Below are 10,621 nucleotides of genomic sequence, written 5' to 3'. Positions count from 1 at the left end.
TGATGAAAGTTCGTAACTTAGGACGTAAATCCTTAGAAGAAGTTAAACATAAACTTGAGGAATTAGGTTTAGGTTTACGTAAAGACGACTGAGGATTTAAACCCATCAACAAAGGAGGGAACTACGAATGGCATACAGAAAATTAGGCCGTACAAGTGCGCAACGTAAAGCTATGTTACGTGATTTAGCTACTGATTTAATTATCAACGAGCGCATCCAAACGACAGAAACTCGTGCAAAAGAACTTCGTTCTGTAGTGGAAAAAATGATCACTTTAGGTAAACGCGGAGATCTTCATGCTCGTCGTCAAGCAGCAGCTTTCATTCGCAATGAAGTAGCTAACGCTGAGACTGGTCAAGATGCACTTCAAAAACTATTCGCTGATGTAGCTCCACGCTATGCTGAGCGCCAAGGCGGATACACTCGTATTGCAAAAATTGGTCCACGTCGCGGAGACGCAGCACCAATGGTAATTATCGAGTTAGTATAATGATAATTAAAAGGGCAGGACAGTTCTTTTCAAGAAACTGGTCATGGCCCTTTTTTTTAAATATAAAAATAGGCTAACTTGGCGAAGGAAAGGGTGCCTTCTATTGAAAAAAGAGAAACTTCGGATAGAAAATATATCATTTCAATATCCTGGGGCAGCCACTTATGCATTAAAAGATGTTTCATTTTCCTTATATGAGGGAGAATGGGTATCTATTATTGGACAAAACGGTTCAGGAAAGTCTACACTTGCAAAATTATTGAATGGTTTGTTTTTGCCAGAAGCAGGGATTATTACAGTAAATGATACAATGGTTTTATCAGAGGAAACGGTATGGGATGTTCGAAAACAAATTGGAATGGTATTTCAAAATCCAGATAATCAATTTGTTGGAACGACAGTGCAAGATGATGTTGTATTTGGCTTGGAGAATATCGGAATGCCAAGAGAACAAATGATTGAAAGATTAGAACAGGCCTTGCAACTTGTCCGTATGGAAGATTTTCTTAATGATGAGCCTCATTCCTTATCTGGTGGGCAAAAGCAGCGAGTGGCAATAGCAGGCGTTTTAGCACTTCAACCATCTATTTTAATATTAGATGAAGCAACGTCAATGTTAGACCCTCAAGGGAGACGTGAAGTAGTAGAAACGGTTAGACAACTTGTTACTCAAAAAGGTATTACCGTGTTATCAATTACGCACGATTTAGAAGAAGCGGCACAGTCAGATCGTGTCATTATTTTAAATAAGGGAGAAATATTAGAGGAAGGGACTCCAGAAAAAATTTTCAAATCCTCTCATATGCTCCAAGAAATTGGCTTAGATGTACCGTTTTCGGTGAAAATAGCAGAATTATTAAAAAGAAATGAAATTCTCTTGCAAAATACGCATCTTACAATGGAAAGCTTGGTGAACGAACTTTGGAGATTACATTCCAAAAAGTAGAACATCGTTATCAATATAAAACTCCATTTGAAAGACGCGCACTTTATGATGTAGACGTGTCGTTTCCAAGTGGGGGCTATTATGCCATTATCGGTCATACTGGTTCAGGAAAGTCGACGATGATTCAACATTTAAATGGTTTATTGCAGCCGACAAATGGTACAGTTCAAATTGGTGAACATTTGATTTCGGCAGGAAAGAAAGAAAAAAAGCTAAAGCCACTACGTAAAAAAGTAGGGGTTGTCTTTCAATTTCCAGAACATCAGTTGTTTGAAGAGACTGTGGAGAAAGATATTTGTTTCGGCCCTACTAATTTTGGAGTATCTGTAGACGAAGCAAGGCAAAAGGCTAGAAAGGCAATTGAACTTGTAGGGCTAGAACCAGAACTGTTAACACGTTCTCCGTTCGAATTAAGTGGTGGACAAATGAGACGTGTTGCTATAGCGGGTGTACTGGCAATGGAACCTGAAGTGCTTGTATTAGATGAACCTACAGCAGGACTAGATCCAAAAGGGCAGAACGAACTTATGGAGATGTTTTATAAGCTGCACAAGGAGAAGGGTCTTACAGTCATCCTTGTAACGCATAATATGGAGGATGCTGCTCAGTATGCGGAGCAGATTGTAGTTATGCATAAAGGAACGGTCTTTTTGCAAGGAAGTGCAGAGGAAGTATTTTCACATGCTGATGAACTAGAGAAAATTGGTGTGGATCTTCCTATGTCATTAAAGTATAAACGTGCAATTGAAGAGAAGTTTGGTATTTCAATTCCAAAGGCTACCTTATCTTTAGAGGATCTTACTCATGAAGTTGTGCAGGTGTTACGAAAAGGTGGTCATGAATCATGCAGCAGTTGATTATTGGGAGATATATCCCGGGGAATTCACTTATTCATCAACTTGATCCACGTACGAAGCTGCTGATTGTCTTTTTATATGTATTTGTTGTTTTCTTAGCAAATAATGCGATTTCATATGGATTTTTATTTTTATATGCACTCATTGCTTTATTTTTTGCAAAAGTGCCGATTCGTTATGTACTTTCGGGCTTAAAACCAATTTTATGGATTTTTCTTTTTACATTTTTCCTGCATATTTTTACAAATAAAGAGGGGGATGTACTATTCCAGCTTGGTTGGTTTTCGATATATGAAAAAGGATTAGAGCAAGGGATATACATTTCTGTACGATTCTTCGTTATTATTTTAATGACGACATTATTAACGTTAACGACGACACCTATTGAAATTACAGATGGTTTGGAGACGTTATTAAAGCCGTTGAAGCGTATAAAGGTTCCTGTTCATGAAATCGCATTAATGATGTCAATTTCTCTTCGTTTTATCCCGACATTAATGGATGAAACGAGTAAAATAATGAAAGCACAAGCGTCACGTGGTATTGATTTTGCCGGGGGACCGATAAAAGATAGAATGAAAGCTATTATTTCACTGCTCGTTCCTCTGTTTATCAGTGCTTTTAAGCGTGCAGAGGACTTAGCCATTGCGATGGAAGCTCGTGGATATCAAAGTGGTGAAGGACGTACTAAATTTAGGCAACTACGCTGGAAAACAAGCGATACAGTAACGATTGTCAGCTTATTTTGTTTAGCTTGTATTTTGGCATGGGTGCGATCGTAATGGAGAATAGAGAAATGGATAGAATAAAATGTACGGTTGCATATGATGGCATGCATTTTTGTGGTTATCAAATTCAGCCGAACCATCGTACTGTTCAACAGGAGATAGAAAAAGCATTGCAGAAATTGCATAAGGGAGAACTTGTTCGTGTTCAGGCATCTGGTAGAACAGATTCTACAGTTCATGCAAAAGGACAAGTAATACACTTTGATACTCCTTTGTCTCTTGAAGAGTGGCAATGGAGTAATGCTTTAAACACAATGTTGCCAGATGATATTGTTATTAGGCAAGTAGAGAAAAAAACAGAAGAATTTCATGCACGTTACGGTGTTGAGAAAAAAGAATATCGTTATCGTGTATTATTATCAAAGACTGCGGATGTATTCCGTAGAAATTACGTATATCAATATCCATACCCGCTCGAAATCAACTCTATAAGAAAAGCAATTCCTTATTTTATTGGAACGCATGATTTTACTTCTTTTTGTTCGGCAAAAACTGACAAAAAAGATAAAGTGCGAACAATTTATGAAATCGAGTTAATTGAACAAGATGATGAAATAATTTTTCGTTTTGTAGGTAATGGATTTTTATATAATATGGTCAGAATTATTGTTGGTACGTTACTTAGCGTAGGGCAAGGAAAGCTTGATCCTGATAGCATTCCAGAGATTTTAGCGAAACAAAATCGTCAGTTTGCTGGAAAGATGGCTCCAGGTCATGGGCTTTACTTGTGGGAGGTAAACTATAACAACTAATCCTGGTGTAACATTTGCTTGACATTAGAAACTCAAAAGTATATCATAACATATGGTATTGTTTCTAAAACCACGATTAGCCCCGGAAGGAAATCGTGTTTAAGATAAACAATAGATTTTTTCTATGGAAAAGATAACGAGGAGGGAAACACATGCGTACGACTTTTATGGCAAAAGCTAACGAAGTTGAGCGTAAATGGTATGTGGTTGATGCTGAAGGTCAAACTTTAGGTCGCCTTGCTAGTGAAGTAGCATCCATTTTACGTGGTAAAAACAAACCTACATTTACACCACACGTTGACACGGGTGATCATGTAATTATTATTAACGCTGAGAAAATTCATTTAACAGGTAATAAATTAAACGATAAAATTTACTACCGTCACACTAACCACCCAGGTGGACTTAAGCAAAGAACAGCTCTTGAAATGCGTACAAACTACCCTGTACAAATGTTAGAGCTTGCAATTAAAGGCATGCTTCCAAAAGGACGCTTAGGCCGTCAAGTTTCTAAGAAACTTAACGTGTATGCTGGAGCAGAGCATCCACACCAAGCACAAAAACCAGAAGTTTACGAACTTCGCGGATAATTAATTAAAGGAGGGCTTACTTTGGCACAGGTTCAATACTATGGCACTGGACGTCGTAAGAGTTCAGTAGCGCGCGTACGCCTAGTTCCAGGCGAAGGACGCGTTATCATTAACGGTCGTGATTTTGAAAACTATATCCCATTTGCTGCATTACGTGAAGTAGTGAAACAACCTCTAGTTGCAACAGAAACTTTAGGTAACTACGATGTACTTGTAAACGTAAATGGTGGTGGATACACTGGTCAAGCTGGTGCTATTCGTCACGGTATTTCTCGCGCTTTATTAAAAGCTGATCCAGAATACCGTCTAACACTAAAACGTGCAGGTCTATTAACTCGTGACGCACGTATGAAAGAGCGTAAAAAATACGGTCTTAAAGGCGCACGTCGTGCACCTCAGTTCTCAAAACGTTAATTTTTGCGAACTACAAACCCCAACCATTTTGGTTGGGGTTTTTTATGTTTCATTCCTCTTTTGCAATTTTTATAGCTTGGAATATTTTAGTGCTACCGCCGCGCGTATGCTTCTTCTTTAGAAGTTTAGACTAATACGTATTAGGGAGGTTTATAAGTACTATGAATGTCATTGTCAGCTTACAAGAAAAACAAAAAGAAAAGCAGTTAAAATACGAGCGGAAGATGTTGCGGGAATTATCATTAAAAACATTGCGTTCAAATATTCGTGATGCCTTTCAAATGCAAGAGCTTCATCGTCAGTATGAAGATTACTGTATTGAATTAGGGATAGAATCTTATTTATTAGGAGCGAGATACAGTAAATTTGGTTATTATGGTGAATCGTTTTTTGATGTGAAATATAGAGCTTTAGAAGAAGAACAACAATTAACTGAAACGCTATTTCAATTTTTAACGAGTATGACTATGCGAGAAATAAAGTTGAAAGATGAGGAATTACTTTTTGAATCTTGTCAGCAGTTTATAGGATTGTGGTGGCAAGAAGGGTATGAAAAAGGTGAAAGAAGATATCGATTAAAGCTTCATTAAGACAAGCATAAACTTTCCTCTTGTCCCATATAAGTAATTAGAGGGACTAGCTGGAGGAGGAAAGGTATGAAGAGAATTCGAATTATCTCTTTTGCACTCGCTGCGGTTGTATTGTTTTTTTTAGTCAAGCAAGAATTTCAAATTACAAAATCGTGGCGAGCTTGGAATTTACCCTTATCAGGGAAAGTAATTGTATTAGATGCTGGGCATGGTGGACCAGATGGAGGGGCTGTTGGTGGAAAGGATATTATAGAAAAGGATATTACGCTTGAAATTACAAAAAAGGTACAAGACTATTTACAAGAACAAGGTGCACTAGTTATTTTAACGCGTGAGGGAGATTATGATTTAGCTAACAAAGATACAAAGTCATATAGTAGACGTAAAGCAGAGGATTTAAAAAAACGTGTAGAAATCATCAATAAACCTGATGTAGACTTTTTTGCAAGTATTCATTTAAATGCTTTAACTAGTAGTGGATCGAAAGGTGCACAAACGTTCTATTACCGCTCTTCGATTGAAAATGAACGTGCTGCAAAATTTATACAGGCTGAATTGAGAACAAGTTTAGAGAACACGAATCGTTCTGCTAAGACAATTTCGCATGTGTATTTATTAAAGTATTCTAAAACACCAGGTGCTTTAATTGAAGCCGGCTTTTTATCGAATGTGAACGAAAGGTATATGTTAAATTCGGAGAAATATCAGCAAAAGGTAGCAGCTGCAATATACCGTGGTATATTACGTTATTTCACGGAAAAAGGAAATCCTCCAGAATAAGGAGGATTTTTTTGAGCTTCTCTCGTTAACGAAGTTTTCGGAAAATATGTTATACTGGAAATGTAAACGCATTTATTTCAAGAATACGCAGAGATAAATTCAATTAACATTACGTTATTTTTCATACAGGGGGCTGGGCTAATTATGGTAACGAAAGAGCAAGTGGTTGAAGCGTTAGAAGGGATTGTAGATCCGTTTTTACATAAAACATTAAAAGAAACAAGTGCAATTAAAGAGGTAACAGTCAAGCCAGAGAAGGAACATGTGAGTGTTAAAATTGCAATCGTAAAAACCGGTACAGCGGAACAAATGCAGTTGCAGTCTGGAATTGTAAAGTTAGTAAAAGAACTTGGGGCAGCAACAGTTGGACTTCGTTTTGCAGAATTTACAGAAGAGGAATTAGCTCAGTTTGCACCGGAACAAGAAGAAGAGCAAAGTGAATCTTTATTGTCACCTAATTCAAAAACAACATTCTTAGCAGTAGCGAGTGGAAAAGGTGGCGTGGGAAAATCAACTGTTTCCGTTAACCTTGCAGTTGCTTTAGCTCGTTTAGGAAAAAAAGTTGGTATTATTGATGCGGACATTTACGGTTTTAGTGTGCCAGACATGATGGGGATAGAAAAACGTCCTATCGTAAGAGGTGACAAGATAATTCCGGTGGAACGTTTAGGTGTAAAGGTAATCTCAATGGGCTTCTTTGTAGAGGATAATGCACCAGTTATTTGGAGAGGACCTATGCTTGGGAAAATGTTAAACCACTTCTTCACAGAAGTAGAATGGGGCGATTTAGATTATTTAGTACTAGATTTGCCACCAGGCACAGGTGATGTTGCGTTAGATGTGCACTCAATGTTGCCATCTTGCAAAGAGATTATTGTAACGACGCCTCATCCAACAGCTGCGTTTGTAGCAGCGCGTGCTGGAGCGATGGCATTGCGCACTGAACATAGTATTCTTGGTGTTGTTGAGAATATGGCATATTTTGAAAGTAAGGTAACTGGTGAGAAAGAATATGTATTTGGAAAAGGCGGGGGAGATAAGTTAGCTACCGAATTACAAACGAATGTTCTTGGTCGTATTCCACTGCAACAACCCGATTGGAATAAAGAAGACTTTGCTCCTTCAGTATATGAAGATACACATACAACGGGCATTATTTATAGTAAAATAGCTGAAACAGTAATTGATAAAACAGCTGTTACACAAAAATAAAGTGAAACTTTAATCAGTGGGGTTCACCTGTTACTGACAACAATAAGGCTTTTGTTGCTAGTAAACCTTTCGCTTAATTAGAGGGGTCCATTTTGTCTGTTAATAGCAAGATAAAGTAATAACGAGTGGACAATATATAAATTGTCCACTCGTTATTATAGTTATTATTTTTTACTGTTCTTCCTTCTTCTCGCCTTGAGAACCACCGTCACCGCCTGCTTCTTTCTTACCAGATCCGCCTTTTTCAGCTTTTTGCACACCTTTACTAATGATATCAATCATCTTGGCTTGGAAGAGTGGACTTTCAGCAGTTTCTGTTAGTACTTGTTGTAGATATTGACGGTATTCTTTACTCTTCATTGTTTGTAACATCATTTTTTCTACTTCAGGATTTTTCATAATTTCTATAACGCCTGCTTGGTATTCAGGGTCTTTTAATAAGGTTTTCATTAATTGAGTTTGTTCTTTCCCCATACTTTTAGCAAATTTTGATGAGAACTCAGGATCTTTAAAGAGCTTTTCCCAGAATTGTTGCCCTTTATCGGATACCATGGCATCTTCAATCGTTTTCTTTACTACTGTTTCATCTAGTATGAGTGCTTGTTTCATTTTTTCATCAGTTAATACATCTTGAATAGCTTTCTTACCTTGATCTGTTTTTAAAATATCAACAATCATTTTCTTTGTTTGATCGTAATCTAGTTCGGATTTCGTTTCTTTTCCTTGTGCGCATGCTGCAAGTGCGATAAGTAGAAAAGAAGAAACGAAAATGAATAGCATCCGTTTCATAAGTTGGAACTCCTTTCAGCACAGTTCTCTCTTTTTAATATAAATATCTTTAAGGAATTTATACATGAACATGGCTAGCTTTTTGAAATTGTCATTGATACAATTTAATTAGAAATATAAGGATAATGGGGGATGTGTTGTGAATAGCCGCAAGTGGGTACGACTATTTTTAACGACGTTGTTTCTTGGTGGGATTAGCACAGTTATTATTGGTTTTGTTTTGGAGTGGGACAAGTACAATGAATTTTTTCAAAATTTCGACGGTAAGGAGATTTTAGCAGTATCTTTCTGGCTGATGGGTGTAGGATTTATTTTTAGTGTTATAAGTCAAATGGGATTCTTTGCATATTTAACAATTCACCGGTTTGGACTAGGGATGTTTCGCTCATCTTCTTTATGGAATGCAGTCCAGCTCTTCTTTATTGCATTCGTATTATTTGATTTTGTGTATTTAAGATCTGTACTTATTGCAAATGGGGAAGTCTCGTTAGGGAATAATATACTTGTTGCTGGAATGTTATTTGTGTTTGGAGCAATTGTTGCTTATGTAAAAAGTAAAGAAACAAATAAAAAAGCATTTGTGCCAGCTCTGTTCTTTATGGTTGTTGTAACGATCCTTGAATGGGTACCGGCGCTTCGGATTAATGATACAGATTGGTTATATTTAATGGTTATACCGCTATTGTTATGTAATGCATATCAATTACTTGTATTACATCGTTTAATCGGAAAAACAAGTAAATCAGCTTAATAGAGAGGTTTTATACAACATCAGTTATAATGTTGTAAATGGTATGATTAAAAAAGCTCTACCACCTTCTTGAAAGGTAGTAGAGCTTTTTATGCGTGAAGAGTAGTAGGGAAGAAGCTACTTCACATCTTCACTTTTCGTACTTGTGTTGGAAATAAGTTGTGAAACGGATATTTGCTCATATCCATCACTTTTTATTTTTTGCAGGAGCAGCGGTAAAGCTCTATTTGTTTGAAGGGCAGAATCGGATGCGTGTAATAACACGATATCTCCACCTTTCAAATTATTAGAGACAGTGGAAACGATGTTATTTACACCTGGGTTTTTCCAATCGTTTGAATTATTACTCCAATGTACGACGGTGTATCCAAGTGATTCTGCGATTTTAAGGGTTGCTTTGTTAAATTCGCCACTAGGTGGACGTAACAGCTTGACTTGTTTTACACCAAGTTTCGTAAAAACATCTTGTGCTCGTAAAAGGTCTCGTCTTATTTCATTTGTCTCTAGAGAAGTATAGGATGTGTAATTGTACCCCATACTACCGATTTCGTGTCCATCTTTCATGATTCGCTCTACAATATCGGGGTGTCTTTCGGCCCATGCAGCAGAAAGGAAGAAGGTTGCATTCTTAATTTCTTTTTCTTTAAGAGTATCTAGGATTGGAATTGCTTTTTTGTCTCCCCAACTAATATCAAACGTAAATGCAACTTGCTTTTTAGCGGTGTCTCCTTTGTAAATTACTTTAGGGCCTGTAGCAGTTGAAAAAGCAGATTCATGTGAATATGTTTTTAAAAAGAGTAGCCATGCTGTAAATAAGGACAGTATCACTATTAAGCTAATGTGTTTAAAATTTCTCTTACTCGTAATAAAAAAGAAAAACATAATATTACGCCCCTTTGTCCAATCCTTTTCAGTTACATATATGCTGGAAATATAAAAAAGAGAACAAAGGATTAATATCGTAAGTAGTGGATATAATGGATGATAGGATTGTGATAATTGAAAATGAGCGGAACGTTTATTGTTGCGTAAGGAATTATTGAGGTGATTGTTTGCTTGGGCTGATGTTGACAAAAGAAGAGAGAAAAGAAATGGAATACATATTGAAGAGAGAATTAGAGGAACTTTTATTTGATTTTGAAGATGAGCGTATTCATGAAGTTGTAAAAAAAGCTATGGAAGAAAGATATAAAATCATTTTCTGTTTATTTCGGAGAGTAGCTAACACAGAAGAATGTATTCGTTATGTAAGAAAAAGAATTTTTTATTAAAAAGTGTTGACGTTAATAGTTTGTATATGTTAAATTAATAACCGTCGCTGATGCGGAAACGCAGAAAACGACAAAAAGAAATTGAAAAACTTAGTTGACATTAACTAACGAAGATGTTAACATAAGGAAGTCGCAAATTAGCGACTGAGTAGTTCTTTGAAAACTGAACGAAACAAACAACGTGAAACGTCAATTTTTATTTTAGATGCTAGACAAACTAACTTTATTGGAGAGTTTGATCCTGGCTCAGGATGAACGCTGGCGGCGTGCCTAATACATGCAAGTCGAGCGAATGGATTAAGAGCTTGCTCTTATGAAGTTAGCGGCGGACGGGTGAGTAACACGTGGGTAACCTGCCCATAAGACTGGGATAACTCCGGGAAACCGGGGC

Annotated in this window: 15 protein-coding genes and 1 rRNA gene; 14 read left to right on the top strand and 2 right to left on the bottom strand. The window is 37.0% G+C overall.

The annotated features are described in order from the left end of the window. From BLT20_RS29490 to BLT20_RS29440, 11 genes are all read left to right on the top strand, one after another. On the top strand, positions 1-92 hold a 92-nt coding region (locus tag BLT20_RS29490), incomplete at its 5' end, for a DNA-directed RNA polymerase subunit alpha C-terminal domain-containing protein (RefSeq protein ID WP_178345288.1). A gap of 35 nt (positions 93-127) precedes the next feature. Continuing rightward, a complete protein-coding gene (gene rplQ, locus BLT20_RS29485; protein ID WP_000331490.1) occupies positions 128-490 on the top strand; it encodes a 50S ribosomal protein L17 in 363 nt (120 codons plus the stop codon). A gap of 103 nt (positions 491-593) precedes the next feature. After that, positions 594-1,436, top strand: coding sequence for an energy-coupling factor ABC transporter ATP-binding protein (locus BLT20_RS29480; protein ID WP_000711755.1), 843 nt, complete (start codon positions 594-596; stop codon positions 1,434-1,436). Then, on the top strand, positions 1,412-2,293 hold the full coding sequence (locus BLT20_RS29475; protein WP_000406535.1) for an energy-coupling factor ABC transporter ATP-binding protein: 882 nt from the start codon (positions 1,412-1,414) through the stop codon (positions 2,291-2,293). Before BLT20_RS29480 ends, BLT20_RS29475 begins: the two co-directional genes overlap by 25 nt. Then, positions 2,281-3,075 (top strand): energy-coupling factor transporter transmembrane component T family protein, encoded by a 795-nt coding sequence (locus BLT20_RS29470; RefSeq protein WP_001186526.1) that lies wholly within the window; start codon positions 2,281-2,283, stop codon positions 3,073-3,075. Before BLT20_RS29475 ends, BLT20_RS29470 begins: the two co-directional genes overlap by 13 nt. A 14-nt stretch (positions 3,076-3,089) precedes the next feature. Next, complete coding sequence (gene truA / locus BLT20_RS29465) at positions 3,090-3,833, top strand: tRNA pseudouridine(38-40) synthase TruA (RefSeq protein WP_002164804.1); 744 nt, start codon at positions 3,090-3,092, stop codon at positions 3,831-3,833. A gap of 152 nt (positions 3,834-3,985) precedes the next feature. Further along, entirely contained in the window at positions 3,986-4,423 is a 438-nt protein-coding gene (rplM, locus tag BLT20_RS29460) for a 50S ribosomal protein L13 (protein ID WP_001260793.1), read from the top strand. Positions 4,424-4,444: 21 nt separating this feature from the next. After that, entirely contained in the window at positions 4,445-4,837 is a 393-nt protein-coding gene (rpsI, locus tag BLT20_RS29455) for a 30S ribosomal protein S9 (RefSeq protein WP_000079986.1), read from the top strand. A gap of 161 nt (positions 4,838-4,998) precedes the next feature. Continuing rightward, entirely contained in the window at positions 4,999-5,427 is a 429-nt protein-coding gene (locus BLT20_RS29450) for a DUF2521 family protein (protein ID WP_001101005.1), read from the top strand. Between the two features lie 66 nt (positions 5,428-5,493). Then, complete coding sequence (gene cwlD / locus BLT20_RS29445) at positions 5,494-6,207, top strand: N-acetylmuramoyl-L-alanine amidase CwlD (RefSeq protein WP_000822439.1); 714 nt, start codon at positions 5,494-5,496, stop codon at positions 6,205-6,207. Positions 6,208-6,351: 144 nt separating this feature from the next. Then, on the top strand, positions 6,352-7,419 hold the full coding sequence (locus BLT20_RS29440; RefSeq protein WP_000256628.1) for an Mrp/NBP35 family ATP-binding protein: 1,068 nt from the start codon (positions 6,352-6,354) through the stop codon (positions 7,417-7,419). Positions 7,420-7,590: 171 nt separating this feature from the next. On the opposite strand, the gene gerD is transcribed toward BLT20_RS29440, so the two are convergent. Beyond that, positions 7,591-8,208, bottom strand: a complete 618-nt coding sequence (gene gerD / locus BLT20_RS29435; RefSeq protein WP_000827295.1) for a spore germination lipoprotein GerD — start codon at positions 8,206-8,208, stop codon at positions 7,591-7,593. A gap of 139 nt (positions 8,209-8,347) precedes the next feature. On the opposite strand from gerD, the gene kbaA reads away from it, so the two are divergent. Further along, complete coding sequence (gene kbaA / locus BLT20_RS29430; protein ID WP_001088524.1) at positions 8,348-8,959, top strand: KinB signaling pathway activation protein KbaA; 612 nt, start codon at positions 8,348-8,350, stop codon at positions 8,957-8,959. 117 nt (positions 8,960-9,076) lie between these two features. Here kbaA and pdaB read toward each other — a convergent pair whose 3' ends face one another. Next, complete coding sequence (gene pdaB, locus BLT20_RS29425) at positions 9,077-9,841, bottom strand: polysaccharide deacetylase family sporulation protein PdaB (protein ID WP_000464703.1); 765 nt, start codon at positions 9,839-9,841, stop codon at positions 9,077-9,079. Between the two features lie 170 nt (positions 9,842-10,011). On the opposite strand from pdaB, the gene BLT20_RS29420 reads away from it, so the two are divergent. Continuing rightward, positions 10,012-10,230 carry a hypothetical protein gene (locus BLT20_RS29420; protein ID WP_000901147.1) on the top strand — a complete coding sequence of 73 codons (219 nt, stop codon included), beginning with the start codon at positions 10,012-10,014 and terminating at the stop codon, positions 10,228-10,230. Positions 10,231-10,453: 223 nt separating this feature from the next. After that, positions 10,454-10,621 (top strand): 16S ribosomal RNA (locus BLT20_RS29415); the annotation flags it as partial.

The organism is Bacillus sp. cl96, assembly GCF_900100505.1.
Lineage (GTDB): Bacteria > Bacillota > Bacilli > Bacillales > Bacillaceae_G > Bacillus_A > Bacillus_A cereus.
This window is presented reverse-complemented; position numbering and strand designations above follow the sequence as displayed.

Excerpts from the sequence above, each read along its gene's own strand:
- rplQ (WP_000331490.1), top strand. The coding sequence starts at position 128 with ATGGCATACAGAAAATTAGGCCGTACAAGTGCGCAACGTAAAGCTATG.
- BLT20_RS29470 (WP_001186526.1), top strand. The coding sequence starts at position 2,281 with ATGCAGCAGTTGATTATTGGGAGATATATCCCGGGGAATTCACTTATT.
- truA (WP_002164804.1), top strand. The coding sequence starts at position 3,090 with ATGGATAGAATAAAATGTACGGTTGCATATGATGGCATGCATTTTTGT.
- rplM (WP_001260793.1), top strand. The coding sequence starts at position 3,986 with ATGCGTACGACTTTTATGGCAAAAGCTAACGAAGTTGAGCGTAAATGG.
- BLT20_RS29450 (WP_001101005.1), top strand. The coding sequence starts at position 4,999 with ATGAATGTCATTGTCAGCTTACAAGAAAAACAAAAAGAAAAGCAGTTA.
- cwlD (WP_000822439.1), top strand. The coding sequence starts at position 5,494 with ATGAAGAGAATTCGAATTATCTCTTTTGCACTCGCTGCGGTTGTATTG.
- BLT20_RS29440 (WP_000256628.1), top strand. The coding sequence starts at position 6,352 with ATGGTAACGAAAGAGCAAGTGGTTGAAGCGTTAGAAGGGATTGTAGAT.
- gerD (WP_000827295.1), bottom strand. The coding sequence starts at position 8,208 with ATGAAACGGATGCTATTCATTTTCGTTTCTTCTTTTCTACTTATCGCA.
- pdaB (WP_000464703.1), bottom strand. The coding sequence starts at position 9,841 with ATGTTTTTCTTTTTTATTACGAGTAAGAGAAATTTTAAACACATTAGC.